This window comes from Clostridium amazonense (assembly GCF_056431285.1).
The window spans coordinates 139,476-155,636 of the sequence record NZ_JBWKMH010000002.1; the positions used below are offsets into that span (position 1 = coordinate 139,476).

The following is a 16,161-nucleotide window of genomic DNA, read 5'->3' on the forward strand; positions in this document are numbered from 1 at the left end:
GGAGTATTCAAAACTTGAAAAGCTATAAAAAACACTAAAAAAAATAAAACGGAAAATGAATAAGTTACATTCAAAATATGTAATAAAGTAGAAAAATAAACTAATTCAAAGTAAATCATATTAAAGTACAATTAAAACTAGTTTATTAAGAATACATTGGTAAATTTAAAGTAATTTGACTGAATTAGCTTGTTTATTTATCTCATATCTAAGCATATAATGTTACAATGTAATTTAGGTATTAAGTGAGGGACTTAAAAGTGAATAAAGAGAATAAGAAACTACTAACATATATACTTAAATATGATTTAATTTTATCTTTAATATTTTTGATAATAGGTTGGATTACTTTGAAAAATATTAGTATATTTTTTATAATAGGTTTATTTATAGCCTATATAAATTTATATATAAATGCTATAAGCGTAGAAAAATTATTAAACCAAGTAGCATCTCCTAAAATTGGAATGATTTTAAGCCAATTAGGAAGAGTTATATTGGTTACAGCTATAGGGGGAATAATAGTAATAAAAAGCCATTTTGGATTTTTATTATTTGTTATAGGCTATAGTGCACAACTTATTTCCATGATAATTTATGGTTTTAAGTGTAAAAACGACTAGCAGAAAGGGGTGTGTAATATGGAAGAAGTAATACCAATAGTTACCTTTAATATTTTAGGAATACCATTTAATATAACTGATAGTCTTGTAGTTCAGTGGGTTATTATGGCACTAGCACTACTATTAGGAATTTTGTACAAGAATAATGTCAAAAGAATACCAGGGAAAATACAAGCTGCAGTAGAAATTGGAATTACTAAAATGGGAAGCTTTGTAGAAGAAACTATGGGTGAAGGTAAAAGAGCATTTATACCATATATAATTGCATTAGCATTATATATACTATTACTTAACCTAACTGGAATGTTTGGAATTAAACCTCCAACATCAGAAATAAGTGTAACTTTAGGATTAGCATTAACAACTTTCATAGTAATTCAAGGTTATACGATAAAGAAAAATGGTATTAAGGGATATTTTGCAGGATTTGCGAGACCAATGGCACTTATATTACCTATAAATATAGTAGAAAGAATTATGCTTCCAATATCATTGTGTTTAAGACTTTTTGGTAATGTCTTTGCAGCAACTATGATAATAGAAATGATATATGGTGCACTAGGTAAAATAAGCTTTTTTGCAACATTAGTTGTACCAATACCGTTCCATTTTTACTTTGATTTATTTGATGGAACAATACAAGCAGTTATCTTTATAATGTTAACAATGATTAATATAAAAATAACAGCAGAACACTAAAATAATAATTAATTTTAAGGAGGAATAAGAAATGGAATCAGGAGCATTTATAGCAGGAATGTCAGCAATAGGAGCAGGAATAGCAGCTTTATCAGTTATGGGTGGAGGATTAGGAACAGGAAACGCTACTAGTAAAGCAGTTGAAAGTATAGCAAAACAACCAGATGCAAGTGGTAAAATAATGAGTGCATTAATTGTTGGAGGAGCTCTATCAGAAGCAACAGCAATATATGGTTTCCTTATAGCATTATTATTAGTTTTAAAAGTAGGCTAATAATTAAAAGAAGAGAATCTATGAAAGGCAGGTGAATATCCTGGGGGATAGGTAGATACCAGGATTTTATATGAATATAGATCCAATGATAGTTTTAGCCGCAACGATTAACTTCTTTATATTCTTTTTCATAATTAAAAAGTTTTTCTATAAACCAACAGTTGCAATGATAAGTGCAAGACAAACAGAAGTGGAAACTGCACTAAATCATGCAAAAGAGGAAGAAAGTAGATTAGAAACTTTAAGATTAGAACAAGAAGAAAAAGTTCAAAAGTATAAAGAAGAAGGCGAAGTATTAATAGAAGCATACAAAGAAAAAGCAGAAAGAGTATCAAGAGATATTATTACTGAAGCTAAAAAAGAATGTGAAGTTCTACGTGCTAGAAATAAACAAGAAATAGAAAGAGAAAAACGTAAAGCTGAAAGTGAAATGAAAGATCAAGTTGTTGATCTATCATTAGTTTTAGCTCAAAAAGCATTAGAAAAGAAAATGGATGAAGAGGATCATAAGAGACTTATTGATGATTTCATTTCTAAGGTAGGTAATTAAAGATGTATGAATTTCTTGACAGAAGATATGCTCAAGCATTATATGATGCTTGTAAAGCAGCTGGGAATTTAGAAGAAACTTTAGAAGATTTAAAAGGTATTGTTGAGAGTATGGAAGAAAATGAAGAGTTCAAACAAATAATAGAACATCCTCAAATTCATAGACCAGAAAAAAAAGCAATATTTAAGAAAATCTTTGAAAATGAAATCAATGAAGAATTACTAAGTTTTCTATTATTATTAATAGAAAAAGATAGAATATCATATTTAAGAGAAAAATATAATCAATTTAGATTAATATATTTTGAAGAACATAATATGATTGAGGTTGAAGTTAGAACAGCAATTTCACTTAGCGATGAACAAAGAACTAGCTTAAAAGCAAAGTTAGAAAATAAGTATAACAAACAAATTATTTTATCAGAAAAAATTGATAAAACTTTAATAGGTGGAATAATAATAAAAGCTGGTGATGATGTTATAGATAGTAGCATCAAAAGTAAATTAGAAGTGATGAAGAACATAATGGAGAATAAAGAACAACACAAAATTGATGTGGAAATTCAAAAAGAACCATTACTTGTTAATGTTAAAACAGTTCAACCATTAACAGAAATACAAAAAGAAAAACTAAAAGTAAGACTTCATAAATATTATGATAGTGACTTCATTATTGAAGAAACAATTGATACAGAAATTTTAGGCGGAGTTTATATAACTGTTGGAGATGATGTTTTAGACTATACATTAAAAGGTAGACTAAAAGATTTAAAAACAAGCACAGTTTTAAAAGTTCTAAACTAAATTGTAGCAAAGGATGTGTTTTAAAGAATTTAAAATTGAATGTGTTATCAAATGTAAGATGTTTAATTTTGAATTCTTTTATAGAATAGAGGTGAAAGAATGCATATAAAACCAGGCGAAATAACATCTATATTAAGAAAAGAATTAGAGAAATATGAAAGCAAAATAAACACTGTAGATGCTGGAACTATAATACAAATAGGTGACGGTATAGCTAGGGTTTATGGATTAGATGATTGCCTAGAGGGAGAACTTTTACAATTCCCGAATGATGTGTATGGAATGGCCTTAAACTTAGAGCAAGATAACGTTGGTTGCGTTCTACTTGGCTCAGAAGAAGGTATAAAGGAAGGCGACATAGTAAACAGAACTGGAAGAGTAGTTGAAGTTCCAGTTGGAGAAGATTTACTGGGAAGAGTTGTCAATCCACTAGGTAAACCAATTGATGGAAAAGGACCAATAAAAGAAACAAAATACAGACCAGTTGAAGTTAATGCTCCAGGAGTTATTGATCGTCAATCAGTTAAAGAACCAATGCAAACAGGCATAAAAGCTATTGACTCAATGATTCCAATTGGAAAAGGTCAAAGAGAGTTAATAATAGGAGATAGACAAACTGGAAAAACTGCAATAGCCATAGATGCAATTTTAAATCAAAAAGGAAAAGATATGGTATGTATATATGTTGCAATAGGACAAAAACAATCAACTGTTGCACATACTGTTAATACTCTACAAGAAATGGGAGCATTAGATTATACTATCATAGTTTCAGCAAGTGCATCTGAATCAGCTCCATTACAATATCTAGCTCCATTTGCTGGATGTAGTATGGGAGAATACTTTATGAATGAAGGAAAAGACGTTTTAATAATATATGACGATTTGTCCAAACACGCAGTCGCTTATAGAACAATGTCATTACTTCTTCGTAGACCACCAGGAAGAGAAGCGTATCCAGGAGATGTATTCTATCTTCACTCAAGATTATTAGAAAGGGCTGCAAAACTATCTGATAAATTAGGTGGTGGATCATTAACAGCACTTCCAATAATAGAAACATTAGCTGGAGACGTAACAGCATATATACCAACAAATGTTATATCAATAACAGATGGACAGATATTCTTAGAATCAGATTTATTCTATTCAGGACAAAGACCAGCAGTAAATGCAGGTATATCTGTTTCAAGGGTTGGAGGAAGTGCTCAAATTAAAGCAATGAAACAAGTAGCAGGAACATTAAGACTTGAACTTGCTCAATATAGAGAACTTGCTTCCTTTGCTCAGTTTGGATCAGACCTTGATAAGGAAACTAAGAGAAGACTAGAAAAAGGAAAGAGATTAATAGAAATCTTAAAGCAAGATCAATATCGCCCTATGCCAGTACAAGATCAAATAATGATTTTATATGCTGGAGTAAAAGAGCATATAATGGATATTCCAGTTGCAAAAGTTAAACTATTTGAAAAGCAATTCTTAGAGTTTATGAACACATATCATAAAGAAGTGCCAGACATGATTATGGAAAGAAAAGCACTAGATGATGAAATAGAAACAAAACTTGTAGAAGCAATAAAGGAGTTTAAACAGAAATTTTTAATAGAACTGTAGAGGTGAGAAAATGGGTGCAGCAGGACTTGTTGAAATAAAGAGAAGAATTAAGTCTATAAATAACACAAAAAAAATTACAAAAGCACTAGGTTTAGTTTCTACCTCAAAGTTAAGAAGAGTTAGAGAAAAATTATCTTCTAATACTGGTTACTTTAATCAATGTGAAGAAATTTTTGCTGAAGTAATGAGAAGTTATGACGAAGAAACTATTTATACAACTAAAAACCAAAGCTCCAAAAAACTATATATTGTGCTTACCTCTGATATGGGACTATGTGGCTCCTTTAACACTTCGATAATGGCAGAACTATCAGAAATTGTTAAAGGTGATAGAGAAAATTCAATCATTTTAATGGTAGGAGAAAAAGGAAAGTCTCTTGCTAATAGATATAAGCTAGAAACTACAGCTGAATATATAGAAGTGGGTGATATACCTACTTCTATAGAAGCTGCTACTATTTACAATGATGCTTTTGAAGCATATAGAAAAGGTGAAGTTGCAGAAGTTCATATTGTTTACACTAAATTTATATCACAAATAAGAAAAGAGTTTAGAAAAGAGCAATTGTTACCAATAAATAGAGAAGAGTTTAAAGAAATAGATTCTAAATTGCAATTTGAAGGGGAATCACAAGAATTAGTTGATAGTATTACTAATTTATATTTTAATAGTAAAATATTAAATTGCATGATTCACTCTAAATGCAGTGAGCAAAGCACAAGAATGGAAGCTATGGAGGGAGCTACTCGTAATTCAGACGATTTACTTGATAAGCTTAATTTAAAATATAACAGAGCTAGACAAAGTGCTATAACTCAGGAAATTTCTGAAATAGTAGGCGGAGCAGAAGCACAAAGCTAAAATAATAGCTAGATTGGAGGGATATTATGGCAGAAAAAATAGGAACGGTTGTCCAAATTATAGGACCAGTTATAGATATAAAATTTGAAGCAGGAGCACTTCCAAACATATATAATGCTATAGAAATAAAAATGGATGGAAAAACTGTAATTTCAGAAGTTGAACAGCATATAGGTGATGACATAGTAAGAACAATAGCTATGGAAAACACTGAAGGATTACGTAGAGGACTTAAAGCTGTCGATACAGGAAAAGGAATAACAGTACCTGTTGGAGAACAAGTATTAGGAAGATTATTTAATGTATTAGGAAAACCAATAGATGAAGCTGGAGATTTTAATGCAGATAATTTATATACAATTCATAGAGCTGCACCAAGTTTTGAAGAACAGTCTGTTGAACCAGAAGTATTTGAAACAGGGATAAAAGTAATAGATCTTATAGCACCTTATCAACGTGGTGGAAAAATTGGTCTATTTGGTGGAGCTGGAGTTGGTAAAACTGTATTAATACAAGAACTTATAAATAATATAGCTAAACAACACGGTGGACTTTCTGTATTTACAGGTGTTGGAGAAAGAACAAGAGAAGGTAATGACCTTTATCATGAAATGAGAGACTCTGGAGTTATAAATAAAACAGCACTAGTTTTTGGGCAAATGAATGAATCACCAGGAGCTAGAATGAGAGTTGCCTTAACAGGACTTACAATGGCTGAATATTTCAGGGATCAAGGTCAAGATGTTTTACTATTTATAGATAATATATTTAGATTTACACAAGCTGGTTCAGAAGTTTCAGCTTTACTTGGAAGAATACCAAGTGCTGTTGGATATCAGCCAACACTTGCAACTGAGATGGGTGCACTTCAAGAAAGAATAACTTCAACAAAGCATGGATCAATAACATCTGTTCAAGCTGTTTATGTTCCAGCAGATGACTTAACAGACCCAGCACCAGCAACAACATTTGCTCACTTAGATGCTACAACTGTTTTATCAAGATCAATAGTTGAATTAGGAATTTATCCAGCTGTAGATCCTCTAGAATCAAGCTCAAGAATGTTAGATCCTAGAATAATAGGTGAAGAACATTATGATGTAGCAACTCAAGTAAAACATATATTAGAAAGATATAAAGAACTTCAAGATATTATAGCGATACTAGGAGTTGATGAGCTTTCAGATGAAGATAAGCTTGTTGTTGGTAGAGCAAGAAAAGTTCAAAGATTTTTATCACAACCATTTACAGTAGGTGAACAATTTACTGGAATAAAAGGAAGATATGTACCACTTAAAGAAACAATAAGAGGCTTTAAGGATATATTAGAAGGTAAATGTGACGATATTCCAGAATCAGCATTTTTATTCGTAGGAACCATAGAAGAAGCGAGAGAAAAAGCAACAACATTAGAATAGTAGATTAATGCATTTTGAAATATATTGAAAAGTATTATATAAGTTTTATACTTAAATAATACTTTATATTAAACTTAATACAATTTAACTACACAAATAATATGGTTGATATCTTTATAAAAGATTCCGTCACGAAATCAATAAGATTTAAAGTTATTGATTAACAAAATAAAAGATTATTACTTTTTAGTCTTAAAATAATTTAATTTTAAGACTAACTTATTGTAAATGAGAAATCATTAATAATATTTATTAATGATGTAATAAGGGATAATCAATAAATAAAATAGATGAAATATAAAAGTATTTTATATAACGGGAGAATTTTATGGATAATAAACTTAAACTTATAATAATGACTCCAGATAAAGAGTTTTACAATGGAGAAATTGTAAAATTAGCATCGGAAAGTAGTGATGGTAAGTTTGGAGTTTTGCCAAATCACTTAGCAATGGTAACAAATTTAATTCCAACTATAACTACATTTCAAGATGTTGATGGTAAAGCATATACATGTTTTACATCTAATGGAGTTATCAAAATTAATAATAATGTAATAACTATTTTATGTAATGCTGCTGAATGGCCAGAAAATATAGACAAAGCAAGAGCTGAAAAAGCTAAGGAAAGAGCTCAAGCTAGGTTAAAAGATAAAAAGGACATAGATGTAAAAAGAGCAGAATTTGCACTAAAAAGAGCATTACTTAGATTAAGTGTTTAGTTATAAATTAATTGTAAATAATTAAAATTATTAAAAACAACCTTTAGCATAGCTAAAGGTTGTTTTTTGTATAAAAAAACTACAAATAAACATAATAATTATAGGTAATCAAGTTTAAAATATAGAATGAAAAAAGAAAGTACAGATTTATTATTAGTTATTATGTATAAATTAAAATTAAATTTTGAGAACCTAAAAAAAATTATAGGGAGGAATTGAAATGAAAAGTAGTGAACAAAAGATTACAGAAAAAATGAGAGTAGCTGATTCATCAAAAATAAATATAGTAAACCAATACAATGAAGCGGTTGAAGCTTTTAAAAATAATGCAACTCAAATAAATGGAAATGAATATGTAAAACTAGATACTGCTTTAGAAACATTACAAGATATTCTACCTTTCTCATCAATGTTTAAATAAATAATAAAACAGGGCATTTTAGGAAAATAAGCGATAAAATATTACAGCTATTTTCTTGAAGTGCCCTATATTAAGTTAAATAAACAAATTTTTACATAAAAATAAGCTTATTTATGCACAAATTTTACAAAATGTTATATATTATAATATATAATTTTTCCTGAAAACTATTGGAATAATTCTTAAATAATAGGCAATAATTCAAATAGTTAAGGGGGAGAGTTTTATGAGAAAAATAATAACGTTTGGAATTATACTATTTATAGTATTAATAAATACTTTTCAATTTAAGGAAAGCGTTGCAAGTGAAAATCTAGATATTTATAAAGAAATTTTAAAGATATCAAGTGCAAAAATAGAAGAGGTTGGTATAGAATCTACTTTCATTAATGATGAGAGTTTACAATCATGCTATAACAATTTAAAAAAAGCTTTTCAGTTCAATAACCCAATAAACAATGAAAAAATAGTTAGCAGTACAACTGATTATTTGCAGTTTGACATAGATAATATTAATGGAAATATACAAAGGATAGATGCTAATAAAATTAAGATAAGTATTAATCAAAAAACAGATAAAAATAATACAGAACTTTTAAAAAGCATTTTAAGAAATGCTTTTAATGATAATACAAGTCAATACTTATATATCAAATCTAAAATTAATGATGATTATCATGAAATAAATGATAAGATACTAAAATTTTTAGATAAAAGTGGAGCTACAGACATCAATACAGTAAATTTAAATAATGGATATAGCACAATTTGCAATACTCATAAGTACAATGTAAAAAATATTGCAAATGGAAGTTTTGATTTTCAAGTTGCAATAATGAATTACAATAGTGAATCAGAAATAATTATAGGAATACCAGAAATAACTGTAGCTTTTTAAAATAGCACTATTATGGAGGAAGAAATATGGAAAAATTTATAATAAAGGGTGGCAAAAAGTTAAGTGGGGAGGTTGAAATAAGTTCAGCTAAAAATGCCGTATTGCCGATATTAGCAGCGACTATATTAAGTGCTGATTTATGTATTTTGAATAATACACCTATGCTAGAAGATGTTAATGTCCTTTGTGAATTATTAGAGTCGCTTGATGCAAAGGTTACAAAGAATAATGGAGTAGTTAGAGTTGATACATCTGACTTAAACTATAAAAATGTTAATAATGAACTAGTAAAAAAGATGAGAGCATCTTTTTTAATAATGGGAGCTATGGTGGCTAGATTTGGTAATTTTAAAATGTCACTTCCAGGCGGATGCAATATTGGAGCTAGACCTATAGATTTGCACTTGAAAGGATTAGCTGCATTAGGTGCAGATATAGAAACTGAGCATGGATTTGTTGAAGTAAATGCAAATGAATTGCATGGGGCAAAAATATATCTAGATTTTCCATCAGTAGGAGCTACAGAAAATATAATGATGGCTGCATGTTTGGCTAAAGGTGAGACTATAATAGAAAATGCAGCAGAAGAACCTGAAATTACAGACTTAGCTAATTTTTTGAAGTCTATGGGAGCTAAGATTTATGGAGAAGGAACAGATACCATAAAAATAATTGGAGTGAAAAAACTTCATGGATCAGAATATACCCCTATATTTGATAGAATAGAAGCAGGAACATTTATGGTTGCAGCAGCTGCCACAAAAAGTACTATAAGGTTAACTAATACAAATGCGGAATATATGAAGCCTGTTATTGCTAAATTAAAAGAAATGGGTGTTGAGACAATAGTAGAAAATAATGATTTAATAGTAAATGGAAATACAAATATAAAATGTGTAGATATAAAAACTATGCCATACCCAGGATTCCCAACTGATATGCAAGCTCAAATGATGGCATTACTAAGTACTGCAGATGGAACAAGTATGATTACAGAGACTATGTTCGAAAACAGATTTATGCAAGCTAGAGAACTAATAAGAATGGGAGCTAATATAAAAACAGATGGTAGATGTGCAGTAGTAGAAGGAACAGAATTTTTAACAGGAGCAGAAGTTAAAGCTACCGATTTAAGAGCTGGAGCAGCTTTGATTATAGCTGGTTTATGTGCAAAGGGAGAGACAACTATAGTTGATATATATCATATAGATAGAGGATATGTAATGATAGAGGAAAAACTAAAGAAGCTAGGTGCAGATATAAAAAGAGTAAATAATTAGAAATTATATACAACAATAGAGGTGTTTTCACCTCTATTATTTTTTATATTTCAAATTTAATTTATGGAATTAGTAATATTTTCATAGGAAATGAAATATGAATTTACATATAGGACAAGTTATAAAATGTGAAATACTTTTTTAACTTAATCTTATTAATACACAATTAATTCTATAGAGTTCTAAGTTAAAAGTGAATGTAAAAATTGGAGATCTAATTTTAAAAAAATGATTTTTTATTAAATTTGCTAAGCAAATTAGTTGAAAACAATATAAAAACTAAAATTTATAAAATATCCAAAGTAATAGTGATAGTTACTATTGAAACTATGATTAGTAAGAACATTATGATGGGGAATTTATTCTCCAAAATGAACTTTTTATGGATAAATATTATACTAATTTTATTTGAAGTACAAATAAAACATTGTAGCGGGGATTTCAATCCCGGGGATATTCACCATCACTATTCACTCTTACTTTTTAATTGGTTCCAAACATTATAATAGAATAAATTGTAAGTTTAATAATATCATTTGAGAAAGAGATTACTTTGAATTTGGAATTGGAACCCTATAGATGGATTAAAGTTAAAAATAGATTTAACATCCTATAAATATGCTTAACTGAAAGGATGATAAAATGAGTAATTTCAAAGGTAGAATAGGCTTTAGTGGAATAAGTGAAAAGGCAGCATCTCAAATTATTTCAATATTAACTTTTATAATTATAGGTTTAATATTTTTATTAGCATCTACATACTTTATACTTGGATGCAATGATGGCAAACAAACAGCGTCCTTAAATATAAAAAAACCTGAAGTAAAAGAAAGTAATATAGCTATAAAGGAAAATAAAGATTTGGTAAGTGATATAAAAGTTGATAAAATAAATGTTTATTTAACAAAGGAAGATAGAGTAGTAGAAATCCCATTAGAAGAATATATAAAAGGTGTTATAAGTAGTGAAATGCCAGTAAATTTTGAAGTAGAAGCACTAAAAGCTCAAGCAATTGCAGCAAGAACATATACTATAGCACATACAACTGCTACGGGTGGTGGATGTAAAAATGGAAAAGGGGCAGATCTTTGTGACTCTACTCATTGTCAAGTATATATGTCTAAGGAAAACAAGGTAAAATTATGGGGACAAAATGGTTCTAAGAATTGGAATAAAATAGAGGAAGCTGTTAATTCAACCGAAGGTCAAGTAATGGCGTATAACGGAGAATTGGCTAAAGGAGCATATTATTTTTCAACTAGTGGAGGACGAACAGAAAACTCAGAAGATGTATTTGTTAATGCTTTGCCATATTTAAGAAGCGTGGATAGCAAAGGGGAAGAAGAAGCTCCTAGATATAAAAGCAATGTAAAAATACCATATAATAAAATAGTTGAAAGAGCAAATATGGAGTATAGTGCTGATATGGTAACTAGCAATATGAAAAGTCAAATTCAAATACTTAGTAGAAGTGAAGGTGGGTCTGTGAAGGAAATAAAGCTAGGAAAAGCTGTTATAAGTGGACCTAAATTTAGAAGCTTATATGGACTTAACTCAGCAAATTTTGAATTGAATTTTTTGAATGAAGAATTAGAAGTAAATTGTATAGGGTTTGGACATGGTGTTGGTATGAGTCAGTGGGGGGCAAACACAATGGCTAAAAATGGTAGCAAATGTGATGAAATAATAAAACATTATTATACAGGTATTGATATAAAAAAATTGAATAATAAATAGAACTTATAAAAAGCAGGAGTGATTTATGAACTTCTGCTTTTTTATGCGAAAAAATGGAAACTCAAATAATTGATAACAATTAAAAAATACAGTATTTTACATATAAAATATCAATAAAAGAAGATTAAAGCGCTCAAAAAGTGCTTAATTTTAAAAAAAAGGTCGAAAAAAAATTAAAAAAAATAAGTATGTAAGTGAATTAACTTTGAAATATAGGACAACAATACTAGTGGAGGTGTTTTTATGGATAATAAATCAAAATTAAAACAATTTTTTAAGAAAGAAGGCTTTTATGTAGTTCTATTTGTATGTTTATGTGCAGTAGCTACAGTAGCTATAATAACAACATCAAAAGATAAAAAGGATGTTGCAAAACTGCCGATGGTAGAACAAAATCAAAAATCAGCTGACAGTTCTAAAACTAGTGGTGTGATATCAGAAGACAAAACTTATAATGATGCATTACAAGTAAATAAAGATGAATTAAAAGCTGTTCCAGAAGTACAAGTTCAAAATAATAAGGGTACAGCAGCTGTATCAAACACAGGTAAAGGTTCAGCACAAAATCCTGTAGAAGGAAAATTAGTACGTGCTTATTCAGAAGATCCAGTTTATATGAAATCAACTAAAGATTATAGACCACACTTTGGTTTAGATATAAAAGTTGAGGAAGGTACTCCAGTAGTTGCAATGATGGATGGAGTAGTAAAAAATGTAGATATTTCATCAGAAGGAAATTATGTTGAAATAGATCATCAAAATGGATTAGTAAGTGTATATTCAAACTTGCAAGAAAAAGTTGCAGTAAAAAAAGGTGATGCTATAAAAACAAACCAAGAATTAGGAAAGGTTGGAAAAACAACAACTTTTGCTTATGAGGATTATGGCACACACTTACACTTTGAAGTATTAAAAGATGGAGAGCACATAGATCCAAGTAAATATGTAAGTTACAAAAAGTAGCAATTATGAAAAAGCCATTTTCTAAAAGAAAATGGCTTATCCATAATATATTAAATGTAATTTATATGATTAAATTAGCATATTTATAAACTATAGAAGGATTAAGGAGGCCACTACTTTGAAGGACTACATCGAAGAAAGAGTAATGGAAGTTGCAAAATATATAATTGAATCACAAGCTACCATAAGAAAGACAGCATCAGTATTTGGTGTAAGTAAAAGTACAATACACAAAGATATGACAGAAAGACTGCCCAAAATAAATGCTCAAGTTGCTGAACAGGCAAAAACAATATTAGATTTAAATAAGGCTGAAAGGCACATAAGAGGTGGAAGAGCAACTAAAATGAAATATAAAACAATTGAAGGATAAAATTTTTCGTATTATAATGATATAGTATAGGATTAATATGGTATGTATGTCTTATATGCAATAAAAATACGAAAGATCAGGAGTGAATTTTATTATGTTTTTTTTCGGTATGGGAACGGACATGGGTATAGATTTAGGTACAGCAACAGTACTAGTTTATATGAAAGGTAATGGAGTTATATTAAAGGAGCCTTCAGTTGTAGCTATAGAAAAAACAGCTAACAAAGTTTTAGCAGTTGGAGAAGAAGCTAGAAGAATGATAGGAAGAACTCCAGGTAACATAGTAGCAATACGTCCACTTAGAAATGGCGTAATTTCAGATTATGATATAACAGAGAAAATGTTAGAACATTTTATTAAAAAGGCTTGTGGAAAGAAAAAAGCTGCTCCAAGAGTAGTAGTTTGTGTTCCATGTGAGTCTACAGAAGTAGAAAGAAGAGCTGTTGAAGATGCAACAAGAAATGCTGGAGCAAAGAATGTTTTCTTAATAGAAGAACCATTAGCAGCAGCAATCGGTGCAGGATTAGATATATCTAAAGCAAGTGGAAACATGGTTATAGATATTGGCGGAGGAACTACTGATATAGCAGTTATATCATTAGGCGGAATGGTTGTAAGAGAATCAATTAAAGTTGCTGGCGATAATTTTGATGATGCAATCATTAAATACATAAGAAAAAAATATAAATTAATGATAGGTGAAAGAACAGCAGAAGATTTAAAGATAAATATAGGATCAGCATATAAAAAAGATGAAGAAATGGATATGGAAATAAGAGGAAGAGATTTAATTACAGGACTTCCTAAAAATATAAGTGTTAATTCAAAAGATATGAGAGAAGCATTACAAGAAGCTGTATCTGCTATAGCTGAATGTACTCATGCTGTTTTAGAAAAAACTCCACCTGAATTAGCTGCTGATATAGCAGAAAAAGGAATTGTTATGACTGGTGGTGGTGCACTTTTAGATGGACTAGATAAATTAATTGAAGAATATACTAAAGTTCCAGTATACATAGCAGAAAACTCAATTTCATGTGTAGCTATAGGAACTGGCAAAGCATTAGACTTTATAGATAAAATGGGTGAAGGATTTAGCGGTCAAGATTTATCATTTTATTAAGATATCAAAATAAAAACACAGAACTACATGTGTAATATTTATTATACATATGTAGTTCTGTGTTTTATATTATAATAAAATGCAATGATAAATAACTATATATTAAAAGCTAAATAATAAGCATGAAATAGGGAATGTGTTATAACTTTCGATAATTGCATAACTAAGTTAAGGCGTATGTTACGACTAGTAAAAAGTTCATTATCTTCACTGGAGTCTATTATGCCTATTAATGAAATATCACCAACAGGAGGTAATAGTTTTCCAACACCTTTACCGGGGTTTATAGCAAAATCTCTAACTTGAATTTCTCCTATACTAGAATATGGACCTAAACAAGCATCTATTCCAACGACTTTGGAGTAAGGGTGTTTAGTTTTTATCTCAGATAATTTACTTTCTAAGTTTAAAGCATGAATAGGCTCAGAAATAGTCCCGTATACAGGAAGCGGGAAATGGTTATCAATTAATTGTGTTCCAACTAAAGGTCCTAAGCAGTCGCCGATACATCTATCTGTACCAATACAAATAATAATTGTATCTTTGTCAATATAATCTTTAATAAAATTAGCTAATCTATAATATGCTAGGGGACTTTTGAAATGCGTCTTTATTCTAGTCACCTATTGCACCTCCTAAACTTCAATAATTTTAAGATTGAATAGTAAAATTTATTTCAAAATAAATGTAATAATTTTTAATTTTATATAAATAATAAAAATAAAAAATGCACTTAATAATATATATGCAAAAAAAAGGAAAGTGATTATTAAAATATAAACTTTCAAATTTTTATTTAAAATTATTGAATATATAAAGAATTATGAGTTAATAATTATAAAGAAAATTGATGTGAGGGAGAGTTTGTTTAAATGAGAAAAATATATTTAATGATTGTAATTTTAACAACAATAGTTAGTATTACTACAATGTTGAATGTAAAAAAAAGTTGTATAGAATCTAATAATGTAGATGTGGCTTACAATGAAAAAATTTTGAATTATGATGAAAAAAATGAAGTAGTAAATGTTGATGATGTTATAGAAAAAAATAAGCAAATCAATAATGATAATGAAATAAAAAAAAGTGATGATACAAAGGAAAACATAGATGAAAAAGCGAATGAATCAAGGCGTTGGTATATTGAAAATAAAAATAAAGAACTTATGAAAGATTATAGTTTAGAAGACTATGAGGTAACGGAAGAAGAATTAAATGTAGAGTTTGACACATATAATAAAAGAGAAAATGAGTTAAATAAGCATGTTATAAAAAAAGAGCCAGATGAAATAGTGAGTGCATTATCTTTACAAGAAAAAACAAAATTGATGAAGTACTTTTCTAAAGTACCTAAAAAAGAATATGATAATTTAGAGGAATATTTAAGTTATACAAATCAAAGAGCAGGAGTGAGAAAAATAATGAATGTTCTAGAAAAATATTTATCTAATGATGAAATGGAAGAAACTAAAGAAATTATGTCTGATTATGTTGATATAAGAAGAGTAGAAGAATATTAAAATTAAATTAAAAAATAAGAGAAAGTTAGAAAAATGAAGAAAAAAATAGCAATATAGATAAAAACAAATATAAATCAATTATATAAGGTAATTTGGATTTGAAAAAAGCTCGCTAAAAATATAAAATAATCCTTGTCGAAGTTGTGGCGGCTTCGAAAAACTAAAAAATATGCTGGCATGGCTCAACGGTAGAGCAGCTGACTTGTAATCAGCAGGTTGTAGGTTCGATTCCTATTGCCAGCTCCATAAGTGGAGGAGTTCCCGAGTGGCCAAAGGGGGCAG

18 protein-coding genes and 1 tRNA gene are annotated in these 16,161 nt (G+C 29.0%); 18 read left to right on the forward strand and 1 reads right to left on the reverse strand.

Features of this window, described 5'->3' with window-relative positions; translation table 11 throughout:
* Window positions 1-260: 260 nt before the first annotated feature.
* The 16 genes from AC07E4_RS00710 to mreB all read left to right on the forward strand — a co-directional run bounded on the left by AC07E4_RS00710 (window position 261) and on the right by mreB (window position 14,359).
* The gene (locus tag AC07E4_RS00710) at window positions 261-623 is read left to right on the forward strand and encodes an ATP synthase subunit I (RefSeq protein WP_040329679.1); all 363 of its coding nucleotides are present in this window, start codon (window positions 261-263) and stop codon (window positions 621-623) included.
* 18 nt (window positions 624-641) lie between these two features.
* Window positions 642-1,322 carry a F0F1 ATP synthase subunit A gene (locus tag AC07E4_RS00715; RefSeq protein ID WP_040329681.1) on the forward strand — a complete coding sequence of 227 codons (681 nt, stop codon included), beginning with the start codon at window positions 642-644 and terminating at the stop codon, window positions 1,320-1,322.
* A gap of 31 nt (window positions 1,323-1,353) precedes the next feature.
* Window positions 1,354-1,596, forward strand: coding sequence for an ATP synthase F0 subunit C (atpE, locus tag AC07E4_RS00720; protein WP_040329682.1), 243 nt, complete (start codon window positions 1,354-1,356; stop codon window positions 1,594-1,596).
* A 70-nt stretch (window positions 1,597-1,666) separates the two neighbouring features.
* Entirely contained in the window at window positions 1,667-2,146 is a 480-nt protein-coding gene (locus AC07E4_RS00725; protein ID WP_040329683.1) for a F0F1 ATP synthase subunit B, read from the forward strand.
* Between the two features lie 2 nt (window positions 2,147-2,148).
* On the forward strand, window positions 2,149-2,949 hold the full coding sequence (locus tag AC07E4_RS00730; RefSeq protein ID WP_040329684.1) for a F0F1 ATP synthase subunit delta: 801 nt from the start codon (window positions 2,149-2,151) through the stop codon (window positions 2,947-2,949).
* A gap of 99 nt (window positions 2,950-3,048) precedes the next feature.
* The gene (gene atpA / locus AC07E4_RS00735; protein WP_040329685.1) at window positions 3,049-4,563 is read left to right on the forward strand and encodes a F0F1 ATP synthase subunit alpha; all 1,515 of its coding nucleotides are present in this window, start codon (window positions 3,049-3,051) and stop codon (window positions 4,561-4,563) included.
* 10 nt (window positions 4,564-4,573) lie between these two features.
* Window positions 4,574-5,425, forward strand: a complete 852-nt coding sequence (gene atpG / locus AC07E4_RS00740) for an ATP synthase F1 subunit gamma (protein ID WP_040329686.1) — start codon at window positions 4,574-4,576, stop codon at window positions 5,423-5,425.
* Window positions 5,426-5,451: 26 nt separating this feature from the next.
* The gene (atpD, locus tag AC07E4_RS00745) at window positions 5,452-6,843 is read left to right on the forward strand and encodes a F0F1 ATP synthase subunit beta (protein WP_040329688.1); all 1,392 of its coding nucleotides are present in this window, start codon (window positions 5,452-5,454) and stop codon (window positions 6,841-6,843) included.
* 328 nt (window positions 6,844-7,171) lie between these two features.
* Window positions 7,172-7,564 carry a F0F1 ATP synthase subunit epsilon gene (locus tag AC07E4_RS00750; RefSeq protein ID WP_040329690.1) on the forward strand — a complete coding sequence of 131 codons (393 nt, stop codon included), beginning with the start codon at window positions 7,172-7,174 and terminating at the stop codon, window positions 7,562-7,564.
* Window positions 7,565-7,784: 220 nt separating this feature from the next.
* Window positions 7,785-7,985 (forward strand): hypothetical protein, encoded by a 201-nt coding sequence (locus AC07E4_RS00755; RefSeq protein WP_040329692.1) that lies wholly within the window; start codon window positions 7,785-7,787, stop codon window positions 7,983-7,985.
* Window positions 7,986-8,211: 226 nt separating this feature from the next.
* The gene (locus AC07E4_RS00760; protein WP_040329693.1) at window positions 8,212-8,883 is read left to right on the forward strand and encodes a hypothetical protein; all 672 of its coding nucleotides are present in this window, start codon (window positions 8,212-8,214) and stop codon (window positions 8,881-8,883) included.
* Between the two features lie 26 nt (window positions 8,884-8,909).
* A complete protein-coding gene (gene murA / locus AC07E4_RS00765; protein WP_040329694.1) occupies window positions 8,910-10,163 on the forward strand; it encodes a UDP-N-acetylglucosamine 1-carboxyvinyltransferase in 1,254 nt (417 codons plus the stop codon).
* Window positions 10,164-10,805: 642 nt separating this feature from the next.
* The gene (gene spoIID, locus AC07E4_RS00770) at window positions 10,806-11,900 is read left to right on the forward strand and encodes a stage II sporulation protein D (protein WP_478215491.1); all 1,095 of its coding nucleotides are present in this window, start codon (window positions 10,806-10,808) and stop codon (window positions 11,898-11,900) included.
* Window positions 11,901-12,143: 243 nt separating this feature from the next.
* The gene (locus tag AC07E4_RS00775) at window positions 12,144-12,863 is read left to right on the forward strand and encodes a peptidoglycan DD-metalloendopeptidase family protein (RefSeq protein ID WP_430830573.1); all 720 of its coding nucleotides are present in this window, start codon (window positions 12,144-12,146) and stop codon (window positions 12,861-12,863) included.
* A gap of 118 nt (window positions 12,864-12,981) precedes the next feature.
* A complete protein-coding gene (gene spoIIID / locus AC07E4_RS00780) occupies window positions 12,982-13,236 on the forward strand; it encodes a sporulation transcriptional regulator SpoIIID (RefSeq protein ID WP_040329696.1) in 255 nt (84 codons plus the stop codon).
* 94 nt (window positions 13,237-13,330) lie between these two features.
* Window positions 13,331-14,359 carry a rod shape-determining protein gene (mreB, locus tag AC07E4_RS00785; RefSeq protein WP_040329697.1) on the forward strand — a complete coding sequence of 343 codons (1,029 nt, stop codon included), beginning with the start codon at window positions 13,331-13,333 and terminating at the stop codon, window positions 14,357-14,359.
* Window positions 14,360-14,454: 95 nt separating this feature from the next.
* Here the strand turns inward: mreB and yyaC are convergent, their stop codons facing one another.
* On the reverse strand, window positions 14,455-14,982 hold the full coding sequence (yyaC, locus tag AC07E4_RS00790; protein ID WP_040329698.1) for a spore protease YyaC: 528 nt from the start codon (window positions 14,980-14,982) through the stop codon (window positions 14,455-14,457).
* Between the two features lie 249 nt (window positions 14,983-15,231).
* On the opposite strand from yyaC, the gene AC07E4_RS00795 reads away from it, so the two are divergent.
* A complete protein-coding gene (locus tag AC07E4_RS00795; protein WP_478215492.1) occupies window positions 15,232-15,879 on the forward strand; it encodes a hypothetical protein in 648 nt (215 codons plus the stop codon).
* Between the two features lie 171 nt (window positions 15,880-16,050).
* A tRNA-Thr gene (locus AC07E4_RS00800) sits at window positions 16,051-16,125 on the forward strand.
* Window positions 16,126-16,161 lie beyond the last annotated feature (36 nt).

What these genes read in the sequence shown, in the direction of transcription:
- AC07E4_RS00715 (WP_040329681.1), top strand. Translation starts at nt 642, where the DNA reads ATGGAAGAAGTAATACCAATAGTTACCTTTAATATTTTAGGAATACCA.
- atpE (WP_040329682.1), top strand. Translation starts at nt 1,354, where the DNA reads ATGGAATCAGGAGCATTTATAGCAGGAATGTCAGCAATAGGAGCAGGA.
- AC07E4_RS00725 (WP_040329683.1), top strand. Translation starts at nt 1,667, where the DNA reads ATGAATATAGATCCAATGATAGTTTTAGCCGCAACGATTAACTTCTTT.
- AC07E4_RS00730 (WP_040329684.1), top strand. Translation starts at nt 2,149, where the DNA reads ATGTATGAATTTCTTGACAGAAGATATGCTCAAGCATTATATGATGCT.
- atpA (WP_040329685.1), top strand. Translation starts at nt 3,049, where the DNA reads ATGCATATAAAACCAGGCGAAATAACATCTATATTAAGAAAAGAATTA.
- atpG (WP_040329686.1), top strand. Translation starts at nt 4,574, where the DNA reads ATGGGTGCAGCAGGACTTGTTGAAATAAAGAGAAGAATTAAGTCTATA.
- atpD (WP_040329688.1), top strand. Translation starts at nt 5,452, where the DNA reads ATGGCAGAAAAAATAGGAACGGTTGTCCAAATTATAGGACCAGTTATA.
- AC07E4_RS00750 (WP_040329690.1), top strand. Translation starts at nt 7,172, where the DNA reads ATGGATAATAAACTTAAACTTATAATAATGACTCCAGATAAAGAGTTT.
- AC07E4_RS00755 (WP_040329692.1), top strand. Translation starts at nt 7,785, where the DNA reads ATGAAAAGTAGTGAACAAAAGATTACAGAAAAAATGAGAGTAGCTGAT.
- AC07E4_RS00760 (WP_040329693.1), top strand. Translation starts at nt 8,212, where the DNA reads ATGAGAAAAATAATAACGTTTGGAATTATACTATTTATAGTATTAATA.
- murA (WP_040329694.1), top strand. Translation starts at nt 8,910, where the DNA reads ATGGAAAAATTTATAATAAAGGGTGGCAAAAAGTTAAGTGGGGAGGTT.
- spoIID (WP_478215491.1), top strand. Translation starts at nt 10,806, where the DNA reads ATGAGTAATTTCAAAGGTAGAATAGGCTTTAGTGGAATAAGTGAAAAG.
- AC07E4_RS00775 (WP_430830573.1), top strand. Translation starts at nt 12,144, where the DNA reads ATGGATAATAAATCAAAATTAAAACAATTTTTTAAGAAAGAAGGCTTT.
- mreB (WP_040329697.1), top strand. Translation starts at nt 13,331, where the DNA reads ATGTTTTTTTTCGGTATGGGAACGGACATGGGTATAGATTTAGGTACA.
- AC07E4_RS00795 (WP_478215492.1), top strand. Translation starts at nt 15,232, where the DNA reads ATGAGAAAAATATATTTAATGATTGTAATTTTAACAACAATAGTTAGT.